This is a genomic window from Paenibacillus rhizoplanae, from assembly GCF_042684125.1.
In the GTDB taxonomy this organism is placed as follows: domain Bacteria; phylum Bacillota; class Bacilli; order Paenibacillales; family Paenibacillaceae; genus Paenibacillus_AQ; species Paenibacillus_AQ rhizoplanae.
This window is the reverse complement of record NZ_JBHUKY010000007.1, coordinates 106,826-120,722: the sequence shown is the minus strand read 5'-3', so window position 1 is coordinate 120,722 and position 13,897 is coordinate 106,826. Positions and strand designations below refer to the sequence as shown.

At 49.0% G+C, this 13,897-nt stretch carries 10 protein-coding genes; 6 read left to right on the top strand and 4 right to left on the bottom strand.

Translation table 11 applies throughout. The features are described 5' to 3' along the window. A partial coding sequence (locus tag ACFSX3_RS02200; RefSeq protein WP_379312555.1) for a DUF2161 family putative PD-(D/E)XK-type phosphodiesterase occupies nt 1–635 on the bottom strand: 635 nt, incomplete at its 3' end. A 170-nt stretch (nt 636–805) separates the two neighbouring features. Between ACFSX3_RS02200 and ACFSX3_RS02195 the strand changes: the two genes are divergently transcribed. Then, a complete protein-coding gene (locus tag ACFSX3_RS02195; protein WP_209991405.1) occupies nt 806–2,701 on the top strand; it encodes a PrkA family serine protein kinase in 1,896 nt (631 codons plus the stop codon). A gap of 125 nt (nt 2,702–2,826) precedes the next feature. Here the strand turns inward: ACFSX3_RS02195 and ACFSX3_RS02190 are convergent, their stop codons facing one another. Continuing rightward, on the bottom strand, nt 2,827–3,708 hold the full coding sequence (locus ACFSX3_RS02190; RefSeq protein WP_209991404.1) for a hypothetical protein: 882 nt from the start codon (nt 3,706–3,708) through the stop codon (nt 2,827–2,829). A 162-nt stretch (nt 3,709–3,870) separates the two neighbouring features. Between ACFSX3_RS02190 and ACFSX3_RS02185 the strand changes: the two genes are divergently transcribed. The 3 genes from ACFSX3_RS02185 (at nt 3,871) to ACFSX3_RS02175 (ending at nt 6,465) form a co-directional block, all read left to right on the top strand. Then, complete coding sequence (locus ACFSX3_RS02185; RefSeq protein WP_209991403.1) at nt 3,871–4,455, top strand: TetR/AcrR family transcriptional regulator; 585 nt, start codon at nt 3,871–3,873, stop codon at nt 4,453–4,455. A 99-nt stretch (nt 4,456–4,554) separates the two neighbouring features. After that, nucleotides 4,555–5,487, top strand: coding sequence for an AraC family transcriptional regulator (locus ACFSX3_RS02180; RefSeq protein WP_339223467.1), 933 nt, complete (start codon nt 4,555–4,557; stop codon nt 5,485–5,487). A gap of 42 nt (nt 5,488–5,529) precedes the next feature. Then, complete coding sequence (locus tag ACFSX3_RS02175) at nt 5,530–6,465, top strand: VanZ family protein (protein ID WP_209991402.1); 936 nt, start codon at nt 5,530–5,532, stop codon at nt 6,463–6,465. A 105-nt stretch (nt 6,466–6,570) separates the two neighbouring features. Here ACFSX3_RS02175 and ACFSX3_RS02170 read toward each other — a convergent pair whose 3' ends face one another. Further along, complete coding sequence (locus ACFSX3_RS02170; protein WP_209991400.1) at nt 6,571–8,988, bottom strand: transglutaminase domain-containing protein; 2,418 nt, start codon at nt 8,986–8,988, stop codon at nt 6,571–6,573. 245 nt (nt 8,989–9,233) lie between these two features. Continuing rightward, on the bottom strand, nt 9,234–10,631 hold the full coding sequence (locus ACFSX3_RS02165) for a SpoVR family protein (RefSeq protein ID WP_209991398.1): 1,398 nt from the start codon (nt 10,629–10,631) through the stop codon (nt 9,234–9,236). A 661-nt stretch (nt 10,632–11,292) separates the two neighbouring features. Between ACFSX3_RS02165 and ACFSX3_RS02160 the strand changes: the two genes are divergently transcribed. Next, nucleotides 11,293–12,996 carry an ORC-CDC6 family AAA ATPase gene (locus tag ACFSX3_RS02160; protein WP_209991396.1) on the top strand — a complete coding sequence of 568 codons (1,704 nt, stop codon included), beginning with the start codon at nt 11,293–11,295 and terminating at the stop codon, nt 12,994–12,996. Further along, nucleotides 12,993–13,838 carry a hypothetical protein gene (locus ACFSX3_RS02155; protein WP_209991392.1) on the top strand — a complete coding sequence of 282 codons (846 nt, stop codon included), beginning with the start codon at nt 12,993–12,995 and terminating at the stop codon, nt 13,836–13,838. The genes ACFSX3_RS02160 and ACFSX3_RS02155 overlap by 4 nt, the downstream gene beginning before the upstream one ends. Nucleotides 13,839–13,897 lie beyond the last annotated feature (59 nt).

The following is a 13,897-nucleotide window of genomic DNA, read 5'->3' as shown; positions in this document are numbered from 1 at the left end:
GTATCCGTGGCCGCCGTCCCGGCAGCGGCCACGGCAGTGCCCGGCGCGCCGCTTAGCGCCGCGCGCCCCCCGCCGAGGCCGGCCGCATCAGCGGCTTCGGCCTCCAGGGCCTGCAGCGCGAGAGCGACGCGCAGCGCCTTCTCGCGGTAGGCGGTCACGAGCTTCACGCGCGTGCTGCCGCCGGTGTTGTAGTCCCCGCTGCGTTCGCGGAACTCGTAGAGCAGACGCTCGCGGCGGCGGACGGCGCTGCGGGCCTGCGGCGGCGCCTCGCCCGGCTCCGCGAGCACCTCGACGAGCGGGGCCTTCGTCTTGTAGAAGACGACGGTCACCAGCCCCAGGCCGAGGCGGCGGCACAGCCCGGTGAGCTCGCCCCAGCGCTGGTTGACCGCGCCTTTCTTCTCCCTGACGCGTTCTACCGCAAGGTAGACGTTAGGGCTTAAGCGCAGCCGTTCAATCCCCTGCAGCAGCAGGGCGAGATTGAACGATTTTTTCATCTCCACAATGAGCGGCTGGGCCTCGTCCTCCCGGATACCGACCAGATCGCAAGTGCGCACCTCGCCCTTGATCTCATAGCCCTGCCGTTCAAAAAATCCCTTCAAAGGAGCATACAGCTCCGTTTCCTGTTTGATCGCCATTGGTTGTCACTCCTGCCCTGGATTGCAGCGTAATTATAATAGAGAATTCATGATTCTCTATTATAGCACAGCAAAAAAGAGGTCAACTATTCCGGGCTCGCCGCATAGGTATGTAATACACTTTCTAAGCTTGGTGGAGCAAGTAGGAGCGCAAGAGGAGGCAGCGAGCCATGGATATTTTTGAGCGTATAGCTTCGTATCGGGCTGAGAACGACCGTTTGGCGTGGAGCGGCACTTTCAAGGACTATATAGAACTGCTGAGACTAGACCCCTCTCCCGCAAAAACGGCTCATTCCCGCGTATACGACATGATCAAGTCACACGGCGTCGAGGACATCAACGGACGTAAACGGTATAAGTTTTTTGAACAGGAGATCTTTGGACTGGATCGTGCGGTGGAGAAGCTGGTGGAAGAATACTTCCATTCCGCAGCCCGAAGGCTGGATGTGCGCAAACGGATCTTGCTCCTGATGGGTCCGGTCAGTGGAGGGAAGTCAACGCTGGTAACGCTGCTGAAGCGCGGCCTGGAGCAATATTCGCGTACGGATGCGGGTGCGGTGTATGCGATTGAGGGCTGCCCGATGCATGAGGACCCGCTGCATTTGATTCCGCTGGAGCTGCGTCCGGAGATTGAGCGGGAGCTTGGCGTACGGGTTGAAGGCAATCTATGCCCGTCCTGCCAGATGCGGCTGAAGAATGAGTACCACGGGGACATTGAACAGGTTGGCGTGGTCCGGGTGCTGTTGTCGGAAGAGGAGCGGGTGGGGATTGGTACATTCAGCCCTTCCGACCCGAAGTCGCAGGATATCGCTGACCTGACGGGGAGCATCGACTTCTCAACCATTACCGAATTCGGCTCGGAGTCCGATCCGCGCGCTTACCGCTTCGACGGGGAGCTGAACAAGGCCAACCGCGGCCTGATGGAATTCCAGGAAATGCTGAAATGCGATGAGAAGTTCCTGTGGAACCTGCTGTCCTTGACCCAAGAGGGCAACTTCAAGGCCGGGCGGTTCGCGCTAATCAGTGCTGACGAACTCATCGTGGCCCATACGAATGAGACAGAATATAAGTCCTTCATCTCCAATAAAAAGAACGAAGCGCTCCAGTCGCGCATGATTGTCATGCCGGTTCCCTATAATCTGCGGGTCTCGGAAGAGGAGAAGATCTACGCCAAGCTGATCGGCCAGAGCGATATGAAGCATGTGCATATTGCCCCTCACGCGTTGCGCGCGGCGGCGATCTTCTCGATCCTGACCCGGCTTAAGGAGAGCAAGAAGCAGGGGATGGATCTGATCAAGAAGCTGCGCATGTACGACGGCGAAGAGGTCGAGGGCTACAAGGAAGCGGATCTGAAGGAAATGCAGACCGAATATCTGGATGAAGGCATGTCCGGCATCGACCCGCGTTATGTCATCAACCGGATCTCCAGCGCCCTGATCAAAGGCGATCTGCAGTGCATGAATGCGCTGGATGTGCTGCGGGCGATCAAGGACGGTCTGGATCAGCATCCTTCGATTACGAAGGAGGAGCGCGAGCGTTATCTGAATTTTATTTCCATTGCCCGTAAGGAATATGATATTCTCGCCAAAAGCGAAGTGCAAAAGGCGTTCGTCTACTCTTTTGAAGAATCCGCCAAAACGCTGTTCGAGAATTATCTCGACAATATTGAAGCCTTCTGCAACTGGTCCAAAATCCGCGACCCGCTTACCGATGAAGAGATGGAGCCGGATGAGCGGCTGATGCGCTCCATTGAAGAGCAGATCGGTATTTCGGAGAATGCGAAGAAGGCCTTCCGCGAGGAGATTCTGATCCGTATCTCGTCCTATTCCCGCAAGGGCAAGAAGTTCGAGTACAACAATCACGACCGGCTGCGGGAAGCCATCGAGAAGAAGCTGTTCACGGACCTCAAGGATATCGTCAAAATCACCACTTCCTCCAAGACACCGGATGAAAGCCAGCTCAAACGGATCAACGAGGTCAGCCGCCGTCTGATCGACGAGCACAACTACTGCCCAATCTGTGCCAATGAGCTGCTGAAATATGTCGGAAGCCTGCTAAACCGCTGACACAGCTCCACTTAGACATACGGGTTCTGCAAAAAAGGGAATATCCCAGGCCATCATGATGGCTTAAGGATATTCCCTTTATGTTGTCTAGGGATCAAGATGATTCCTTATTCGCTTGGAAGCCTCTAATCCTCCTGAGAATCCTTAGGCTCCTGCTGCTTGCCGCCAATCTTGAAGCTTAACTCGCCGTTATATTTGCCGAGCTGTCCGCCCACGCCGATGCCTGCGCCTTCGCCGCCACCGAGCTGGGCCTTGGCTTCAGCCCCGATGCCCTTGTTGCCGCCGAGCTGAACATGGGAGTCAAAACCGGCACCTTGACTAAGGCCCAGATGAGCACCCGCATCTGCATTAAGCCCGTGTTCGCCCCCGGCCTGCGCGCCCATCTGGACATCTGCGCCCTGCCCGCCGCCGAGCTGGGCCTTGCCCTGTGCGGCCACCCCGTATTTGCCGAAGGCTTGGGCTTCAGCGTTCACGCCGAGGCCTTGCCCGTTGCCCACATGGGAATCGCCTTGCGCTTCAATACCATAAGAGCTGCTGCCGATATGGCCGCCTGCCTGCATACTTGCGCCGCTGTATGCCAGCTTTCCGCCGGCATTCAAGCCGATGCCGTGTTTACCCCCTAACTCGCCTCCCGCATCGACATGAATACCCTTTCCGCCGACTTCACTTGCCCCGGGATGGCCTTCCACCGGCTTGTTCGCGGCAGCCGGATGTCCGCTTTCCAGGACCGTCTGCGGCTTACTGGCATTCTGAATCTGCTGCCAGCCGTCCATTTTGTCCTCCGGATGGTCATGCTCAAGCTTATTTGGAGCGGCCGGAGGTTCGGAGGCCCGGACAGTCTGCGTATTCCCGGCAGTTGCAGACTTCTGAGCCATCCTCGGAGCGGTTTCCTCAGCGGACTCCGAACGTACCAGGTAGTGATAATGCGAATAAGGGTAGGGCTGCGGCAGATGCCGATAGCCTGACGGGTGAACTGGACTGTTCGAATCTTCGTTCCTGTAATTCATGCGGGAACCCTCCATTCTTGAATTCATTACAATAGCCTATTCACCAAAATTGGAAGTGATACGTGTCAGCTGAATATAAAAGTACATTGTAATGCCTGTAAGGCTGTGCTACATTGTGTGAATGAATTGAAAACGATTCACTCAGGCGTGGAGGGCTTATAAATGGAAGATAAGAAGGCAGAGATTTTCAGATGCGGTACAGAGCTGTTCAGCTCCAAGGGCTTCAAGGACACCAATGTGTCCGACATCACCAAGCTGTGCGGATATGCCGTAGGCACGTTCTATAATTATTATGCTTCCAAAGAGAAGCTGTTCATAGAGATCTATCTGCGGGAGAATGAGGAACTGAAGCGGAGCATGATGGCTAAGGTCGATGTGGATGATGAGCCAGCCAAGGTGCTTAAGCAGATGATGGAGCTTAATTACAGCGGGATGAATGAGCACCCCATTCTGAAGGAATGGTACAATAAAGCACTCTTCAGCAAGCTGGAGAAGGAATTCTATGCGCATGGCGGGATTGAAGGTATTCATGAGATGATGAATAGCGGCATGCTGGAGTTAATCCGGAACTGGAAGTCCAAGGGGAAAATCAGAACGGATCTGGAAGACGGGATGATTCTCGCCTTGTTTAACTCTATACCGTATATCGACATTCATAAGGAAGAGATCGGGGCAAGCCATTTTCCGCAGCTTCTGGATTATATAGTGGAATTCATTATGAAAGGCTTGACGGATATACAGCGCTGACCGGGCCGCAGGCATCCTGCTTAGGTCTGGAGTAATCCTGAGGATACAGCAAGGCTGGATCAGTCCCGCAGGCCGGCGTCTGCTATAATGGATTCACCTATGTATACTGAAAGGCCGGTGGAGTCACTGAATTACAGCAGGGAAATCGGGCAGACGATTGATTATATTGAGGAGCATCTTATGGACCCGCTGACAGCGGAACAGATTGCGGCGTATGCGGGGTATTCGCTGTACCATTTTTGCCGGATGTTCAGCCAGTCTCAGGACATGCCGGTCATGGAATATGTGCGCACCCGAAGATTGTCACGGGCTGCCGTAGAGTTGTTCAACGGACGGAAGATTACGGAGATTGCGCTGGAATATGGCTTCGAGACACCCGGAGGCTTCGCCAAAGCCTTCCGCAAGACCTACGGCTACAGCCCCTCCCAGTATGCGGCGCGGATGAGCGGATATCTCCGGGACAGGTTGGAGTATGAGATCAGGGCCTATATGGCAGAGCCGGTGAGGGTGGAGCGGCCTGCTTTTAACGTAGCGGGTTACGGGATTGAGACGAATGTGGAGGCGGGGAATGCTACGCAGGATGTCGCTTCCTTCTGGTATTACTATGAGGGCGACAATCTGGAGGATCAGATGTACGCGAAGCTGAATCCGCCGAAGCACGGGGAGGTCGGATTATGTATACCGTCAGATGCTGGCGGTAATGCTGTGTATCTGCTGGGGGTTATAGTGGAGGACTTCAGTAAGGTCACTCCTGACATGCTTACGGCTGTTGTACCGGCGGCGCAGTACGTGGTATTCACGACACCTCCGGTGGACGCTACCGATGAGGCGAGACCGGAGACTTTTGCTGAGGTGGTCAAGAGTACCTGGAGGTATATCTTCGAGGACTGGTTCCCGGGCAGCGGCTATATGCACGACGAGGACAAGCTGAACTTTGAATTCTACGATGAGCGCTGTCACGCCCGCGTGGATTCCGTGATGGAGATTTATGTTCCAGTGCGGGGGCGCGGGTTTCATGAAATTGTCAAATAAGTTATAGTAATATGTGGAAAAATAGAGATGGAGGAGCTAACCATGGTCAAACAACGCAAGATTTTACTAACTGTAACTGTAGTCTATACCATTATTGTGCTTTATTTTATGTTCTTCGCTTTCGGCAGAGGAGAGGCTTCGGATCATACCATCTACACCTTTATCTTCATGCCCGATAACTTCCTTAAGCTGCCGTCTCCATCTGATCTTATGCCTCCAACCCTGATGGATTTGGTGGGGTTCGGGAACACGATTGCGTTTATTCCTTTCGGTATATTGATTCCATGGCTGTACCGGGTCGGCTTCGTCCGGTTCATCACCTTGTTCTTCATCGCGATTCTTGTGCTGGAAACGCTCCAGGCTCTTACCTTCCTGGGCAGCTTCGATATCAACGACGCTCTTCAGAATTCGATTGGCGCAGCTCTCGGTTTTGGGGCGTACAAGCTTGGTTTCCGTTACCGGAGCCTCGGGCGCAATCTGGTGGCAACGGCTTTATCGGGGTTGGTCCTTTTTATAGCTTTATGGGGACTAGGCGCGGCGGTAGACAAAATAATAACAAAAGTAGAGGGTCCGTTTACGGCGATCACTGAATGGAAGGACACCTCGGGCAATTCATCCACAGGAGACAAACCGGGCAGTATTCAAATCAACGGACAGAAGGTGACGCCCGGTTCAAACCTGTATGGAGCGGAAGGCGAGGATTCCAGAACGTTCACGTACAAGTCTGAAGGCCGGACCATTTTCTGCTTCACTTTCGGAAACCCTGAACCAACGGATTATTCCGGTGAGATCAGTATTACCCGGGATGGCCAGGAGATCTTTAATTATACTGGAGATTATCAGCGTACTAATCCTGAACAGTACCCTGTGGTATACGAGATGCCGGCTCTGCCGGGGGATGAGCTGAAGATCACGATTAAAGGCGAATTGAAAATATGGGATGTCGGGTATAAAAAGATGCAGTATATCTGGAACTGAGTTCTTAATATTTCCCGTATGAAGGGGAACAGTCAGATGGTCGCTGGAAATTTATAATAAAAGAAAAGGCAAGCCCGATAAAGGGGCTTGCCTTTCTTGCGATTGTTACTGCCCGGCTGCGGCATCCAATTGAACCGCTACGTAGCTTCCCAGCTCAACCATGCCTGCACTATCCAGCTTAGTGGCATCGTATTGCTTAATGACCTCGGCGGTTTTCTGCATCAGCTCCGAGCTGTCGGTATTGCCCAGAATGCGCAGAACTACCAGAGTCTCGCCTTTCTTCAACTGTTCGGCCAGCTTAGTCTTGTAGGCTTCCAGGGAATCTACCTCAAGTCCTTGCGTCACGTAATAATCGTTAGCATTGCTGGTGGCCTTGAACAGAGACAGCTCATGGTCCAGCCAGTAGGCCTTGTCCATCACATACTCTACATCGGAGGCTGTAGCGTCATTGGAGTTGTAGAGCAGATAAGGCAGTCCAGTATTGGTGGCATTGTTGGTCGGATCGACATTGACCCATTCGTCGCCGATCTTCACCTTGTTCCAGGCGTGATTCACGCCGCTCATGGTTCCTGTGACGACCATCGAAGGGACCTGGACGAGATCAGAGAGCAGCTGGAAGGTATGGGCATAGCTCATGCATACGCCGACTTTTTTAACCAGAATGCCATAGGTATTGAAGGAATCGTTATACTTCGCATCTACTGTCTTGAACTCCTGCTCCTTGGCATTCTCCAGTGCAGCATCGTCATAGGCGGTGTTATCATTCAGATAATCATAGATCGCCATCTGCTTCTCATCTGCGCTCATGCCTTCCTTGATCACAGCAGCGATTACTTTATCTGCCTCGGTAAGAATCTCCTTCTGCTTGGAGCGGATGGTCTCGGCAGAATCATCGTACTTCACATTCAGCGTCAGCTTCTCATAATCGTAGCCATAGCCGCGGAAGCCAAGAATGAGCGGGTTCTGGTAGACTACCTTCTCAATTACATCCACCAGGGTACGGGCATTCTGCGCCTCCGGGAAGGCTTGCAGCGAGATTTCGGTGTCGCCGTTAATCAGGGTCAACGCGAGATACTCCTCCAGCGCAGAGTCTGCATGAATCAGGTCTGCCCGTATCGTGGTGCCCGGAACCGCCTGTTTGTTGCCTTCCTCTACCTTGCTCTTGGTATTTTCTTTTTGCTGGTCGATAATATTATCTCCAGGTTCACTGGCGTTCCCGGTATCTTTGTTGTCAATGATGGTCGGTACATCCGGTGCAGGCACATAATCCGTGTCATTCTGCGGCTCCACATATCCCGGATTCGCCTTGTTGCTCTGGGCAGCTGCAAGACTCTTAAGGTCTGCTTCCGTCAGCTGTGAGACCTGGACATATCCCTTGAGCGCGGTGCCCTGAATCTTATACGGGACATCGGTTGGACCGGAAGACTTAAGGCTGATAGCTGCGGTGTCGTACATCACAGTTACTGAGGCTTTGGAGCCGTCAATGAACTGAACCGGTATGGTTTTGGGCAGCTCTTTGGCATTCTTGAATGATTTCAGGTTGATAGTATCTTCAGAAGCCACGGTTCGCGGCAGCCGTTTGGATAATGCCACGGTGTCCACCGAGCGGCTGAACCTGGATTCTTTGTCTCCCTGAACGGCAGTGACGTAATATTCCCCTTGGACATTGTTATTCTGTACGCTCGTAATCATCTCATCTACTACACCGAGCGCACCGCGTCCGTCTTTCATGAAATCGTTATACGAAGTGCCCTTCACTGTTGCAATCAGCAACGGGCGCTGATCCGCATAGCCCTGCTCCGCACCGCTGAGCGGCTCATTCGTGTTCTCCATCGTGATATGCGAAGCGCTGTATATATTGTAGCTCTCAGCGCCCGGCACCTCATTCCACACCAGAGTCAGTCTGCCGTCAGGGCTGATGTCGGCATCCAGAGTCGGTGTAGGCAGATCCGATTTCACCGTAAACGGAATTATAATCGGCTGCTTCAGCGGAGTAGGCGATTTGGCATCCAGATCATAGTTAAGCCGGATGTAGTACACGGGGGCATTCCCCCAGGAGCTGCCTCCGGCTTCGCGCAGGGAATCGGAAGGGAGTACGCCGAAGCCGAGCGGCTTGATGGAGTATACGCTTTTGCCGCCTACAAGCTGTGAGTCTTCAAGGGTTCCTACCTTGCTCTCCGGCAGTGCCTTGATATCGGTATGTACAGATAACGTCTTGCCAATGGCTTCTGAGCCAAGATCGGTATTGAATCTGAAGATGAATTCCATATCCTGCTCCACATTATACATAGGCATGATGCCTGGGCTGTGAGCTGCTTCGTCCGAATCATACTTCTGCTTCAGATCGTACACGGTCTGTGAAGCCTCCGGCGGAGGGTTCCCCGAATTGTTCTTCGTTTCGGCAGTTGCCGTGGCGGCCGGGCTGGATGAAGGCGCTGGACTTCCTTCTTTGCTGCCCCCCATGCAGCCTGTCAGAATCACACACATGATGAGCAGCAGTATTGCCATTTGTTTCACTTTCACTAACGTCCTCTCCCGTCTGGTTTCTGTATGAGGGTAATTTTAGACCATCCAGAATTACCCATTATAAATCACAGGAGATATTTAACCCATACGGATACTATTAAAACAAAATTGGGATAATTTATATTTAATTATTTTTTGCAGCACTGTTTGACCTCCAAATCTAATACAAATCCACAACAAGCCGCAGCGTAATTGCACATAGCAACTACACTGCGGCTTGTTGTGCGAACCCATACGTTTCTTTACATAAACCGCCGCTGTACCTTTTTGCCGTCATAGGTGAACAGGGCGTTTTTGTCTTCCACGACGGTTTGCAGATGCACGGTACGGCCCCAGAGGGCGTAGATATGCGGGAGCGTGCGCTCCAGGTATTTCAGATCCAGCTCGATACTCTCATAGCGGTGGGCAATCAAGAGTTCGCCGTTCCGCTCATAATCGGCATCCTGGATGACGAGGTACGGGGAGCCGCCGTTCACCCGGGCCAGCACCAGCTGGTCGCGCACATTCTCCCACGCTTTATCGGTAATTTTCCATTCCGGGCCCTTTTTCTCGAATACATAGAGGTCCAGGTCGTTCACCAGTTCCTTCGACAGATAGCTGCGGATGAAGGAGAGGTCGGAATCCAGCTCGCGCACCTCGAACATTTTGTCCCGGTCCCAGCGCTTCTCAATGTCCTCGAAGATCTTCAGCCCCAGGTAATACGGGTTCAGGCTCTGGCGGGAAGGCTGCACCACGGACGAATTCAGCTTTGCGTACTCGACCGTCTCCTCAGACGTCAGGTCCAGCTCGCGCATGATCCGCTGATGCCAGTAGGAGGCCCAGCCCTCATTCATGATCTTGGTCTCCATCTGCGGCCAGAAATAGAGCATTTCATCATGCAGCATAGTCATAATATCGCGCTGCCAGTCCTCCAGGGCAGTGGAATACTGCTGGATGAACCAGACGATATCCTTTTCCGGCTCCGGGGGGAAGGTGCGTTTGCCGGCGGTTTCCGGCACTGGCGGGACGTCAGTACTCTTCTCCAGATCCCACAGCTCACTGTAAGCATTAGCCGGTCCAGGCCCGCCGGGAGGGGAGTCCTTACGCTCCTTCATCTTGGCTTCGAGCAGATGGGTCTTGCCCAGCTTGCGCGGCTGAATCAGGCTGGGATCGATATGCTCCTGGATGGCGAGCACCGAATCTATGAAGCCCTCGACCGTATCGGTGCCGTAGGTGACTGAATAATCATTGATCCGGTCGGCAGTGGCTGCCATGCTCTCGACCATATCCCGGTTGGACATGGAGAAGCGCATATTGTTCTTGAAGAAGTCGCAGTGCGCCAGCACATGCGCGACGATCAGCTTATTCTGTACCAGGGAGTTGCCGTCGAGCAGAAAGGCGTAGCACGGGTTGGAGTTAATGACTAGCTCATAAATTTTGCTCAGGCCGAAATCGTATTGTGACTTCATCTTGTGAAACGTCTTGCCGAAGCTCCAGTGTCCGAACCGGGTGGGCATCCCGTAGGCACCAAAAGTATAAATGATATCCGCAGGACATATCTCATAACGCATCGGATAAAAATCGAGGCCGAAGCCGGTAGCAATCTCCGTAATCTCGGCAATCGACCTCTCCAGCGCTTTAATCTCGTCATCTCCGGGCATGCATCCATCTCTCCTTCCAGCTTGTAAACCGTTCTTCCTATGTATATGGGGGGAGGGGAGGGAGTATGATGGGGGGACATATCACAAGTAAGGGCAAGTTTTGAAGGAAAACTCGCAAGAGACTAATATTTGCTCAAATGATGTTATGGGCAGAGGAGGCCACACTCTAGTAAGCTCATCAGATTTAAGAGTTGGAATTATATTAACTAATAGCTTCCTGAGGGTTTATCGCGCCCGATTAGCAAGGGTAGGCTTAATTGATTAGGCAAAAGAAGGTAGCAAAAAAGTCGCTTCTTCGGTAATGTGTTTGTACCCTACAAACATCCGAAACGAGGCGACCTCATGAAAAAGTCTACTTCAATCTCGAACATTCTGCAATCGGTGATTTTCGAAGAGAAACTCTCTTTGGCGTTCAATATTTGTATGTGATTTTTGGCTTTACGGATAAAAATTTTAACCATAAACTGGTGAGGAAGAGGAGATTTAGGATGTATTATATAGTGTAAGGCTTGGAAGGGAAATGTAATCAATTTGGAATTACAATGCAAGAACTATTTCGTTTTTTAATGTTGTTTTAGTGGAGTAATAGTTGAAGGATTGATAGAATGTAATGAGTAGGCTTGGAAATACTTATAATATGAGGTGTATTGGGGGGATGGATTTGAATCTTGATATTTTTATTGAGCAAGCAGAATATATTGCATCAGAAGAATTTCAAAAATGGAGCGTTGAACATCCAGAGGAAGATAGCATAATTAGAAAATTATCTCATGGTGGAGCAAAACTTTTAGTAGGACCTAGAGGATCAGGAAAAACAACGTTAATGTTAAAGACTTATTATAAGTTATCTGCTAATGGAAGCTCGAAAAACCCTAAATCTTCCTTTCCTATTTATGTTAATTTCAAATCATCTTTAAAAATTGAACCTTTATATAAGTCAAATGCTAATGCTGTGTATTGGTTTAATCAGTGGATGTTATTTAAAGTTTATCTTGGGTTGTATCAATCTTTGGAACTGTTGAATATTGAAAGTTTTGGTTTGTTAAAGTACACAAAGAGTAATATTGAAAAGATTATTAGTAATATTGAGTTTAGGCATGTTGAGTTAGTTCAAGAGGAAGTGCTTATCACTGTTGAACAAATTGAAGAAGAAATTTCTAAAGTGTTAGGTAATTTAAATAAAACGCACTGTGTATTATTGTTAGATGATGCAGCTCATGCGTTTTCGGCTGATCAACAGAGAGACTTCTTTGAGTTTTTTAGAACAATTAAAAGTAGACTTATTTCTCCAAAAGCAGCTGTATACCCAGGAGTTACAGTTTATTCACCAACCTTCCATGTTGGTCATGATGCAGAGGAAATTGACGTTTGGATAAAACCGGATTCTGTTGGATACGTTGAATTTATGATCGGATTATTGGAACGAAGACTCCCTGCAAATGTGCTTAAGGAATTTATAAAAAGGAAGGATTTGCTAGAAATTGTATGCTATGCATCTTTTGGTATGCCAAGGGCTTTGCTTAATATGATTAGAAACTTTTATAAAGTCTCTGATGATGAAGATGATGAATTCAATTATTCATTTAATAGAAGTTCTGTAAATAGTGCTATTAGTAATAGCTTAAAACAAACTATGGCCGTCTACTCATCTTTAAAAGTCAAACTTCCAACATATGCTGAATTCATTTCTAAAGGTGAACAGTTATTTTCGAAAATCACTGAATTAATAAAAGAATATAATAAAGATAAAGAAGCTACGTCTCAAAGTGTCTCCATAGCTATAAGTAAGTCATATCCTGTGGAGTTTGGGAAAGTCTTAGATTTTTATCAGTACGCAGGATTAGTGATGCCTAAAGGGGAAGTTAGTAAAGGTCGTGAAGAAGGTGTATATGAACTTTTTACTATTCATTATGCTTCATTAATTGATAGAAACGCTTTTATAGGTAAAAAGAGTATAAAAAATCAAGACCTTGCTATTTCTTTGAGTAAGAGAAGTTCTCACTTGTTTAAAAAAGTTACGCCTCAAGTTTTACTAGGGACAGAGGATGTGGGCGCTATGTTTCCTCTCTCTCTTCCGCCATGCGATAAATGTAAAACCCCCAGGACAGATGAGAATGCAAAGTTTTGTCCGAATTGCGGGGCTATGTTAAAAAGCATTTCAATATTTGAGTCTTTAATTTCAAATGATATTGATAGATTACCCTTAACGAGCAGAAGGGTAGAGAGTATAAAACTTAACTCAAATATCAAAACAATAAAAGACATACTAATGGATACTGATAACAGTGAATTACGTAAAGTGCCACAGATTGGTCCTGAATGGGCTAAAAAGATATATTCATATGCCGAGGAGTTCATTGTATGAGCAATACGGAGTGGTATAATTCTATCAACCAAGTAACGGGTACACAGAAAGTTGAAGATATAGCTAACTACATGGCTGAAGGGATGAATTCATTAACCTCACCAATTGATAGTTACTATTTTACTCTAAGAGAGCTACTCAGAATTGGGTCAAGAGATTTACTAGACCAGAACAAAGCACTTGGTCCATTGCTTCTTGTAGGTATTATTTCTGCTACTGAGAATTATTTTAGGGATATGCTAGCTAATATCATTCGGATTTGCCCTTCTGCTCAAGAGTGTGCATCAAAGCAAAGTATAAACTTAGGTTCAGTAGTATGGCATGGGGCTATAAATGTTGAACGTGGAGCTTTTGAGAATACATCTTTTGCGGGTATTGACGGAATCACAGCTGCATGTAAAAATTTCATTAAATTTGAAGTGAAGAACAATAGCTTAATTTCGGGAATACTAGAAGAGTATGGGATTATTTGTGAAATGAGACACGGGATAGTACACTCTAATTCTTTTCTGGCAGGAAAAAATGCTATAAAATTAGGGATTCCACGAAATGATGGAATGGTGAAACTAAATGTTGGATATAGGGAGTTCCAAGAGTGTGCGTCTATTTGTACAATACTAGTAGTCAGTTTCAATATAGAGCTATTTAAAGAAATGTGTAAACGATGGGCAGTAGATTGGAGAAGGAAAATAAATGTAGACAGTACAAATGAAACAGAACTGTTCGAACCAATATGGAATTTGTTTCTGTCCCAGGTTGATACTGACGAGAATAATATCTCTGTGAAATTAACTATGAATGAATGCATTGAAGCAATAAAAATACAATTCCAATTACAATGACCGCAATTTAGCGGTCATTTCTTCTATAGACATGCCGCTTCTAAACAAAGAAGTCAACG

What these genes read in the sequence shown, in the direction of transcription:
- ACFSX3_RS02195 (WP_209991405.1), top strand. Translation starts at nt 806, where the DNA reads ATGGATATTTTTGAGCGTATAGCTTCGTATCGGGCTGAGAACGACCGT.
- ACFSX3_RS02165 (WP_209991398.1), bottom strand. Translation starts at nt 10,631, where the DNA reads ATGCCCGGAGATGACGAGATTAAAGCGCTGGAGAGGTCGATTGCCGAG.
- ACFSX3_RS02155 (WP_209991392.1), top strand. Translation starts at nt 12,993, where the DNA reads ATGAGCAATACGGAGTGGTATAATTCTATCAACCAAGTAACGGGTACA.
- ACFSX3_RS02185 (WP_209991403.1), top strand. Translation starts at nt 3,871, where the DNA reads ATGGAAGATAAGAAGGCAGAGATTTTCAGATGCGGTACAGAGCTGTTC.
- ACFSX3_RS02175 (WP_209991402.1), top strand. Translation starts at nt 5,530, where the DNA reads ATGGTCAAACAACGCAAGATTTTACTAACTGTAACTGTAGTCTATACC.
- ACFSX3_RS02180 (WP_339223467.1), top strand. Translation starts at nt 4,555, where the DNA reads ATGTATACTGAAAGGCCGGTGGAGTCACTGAATTACAGCAGGGAAATC.
- ACFSX3_RS02190 (WP_209991404.1), bottom strand. Translation starts at nt 3,708, where the DNA reads ATGAATTACAGGAACGAAGATTCGAACAGTCCAGTTCACCCGTCAGGC.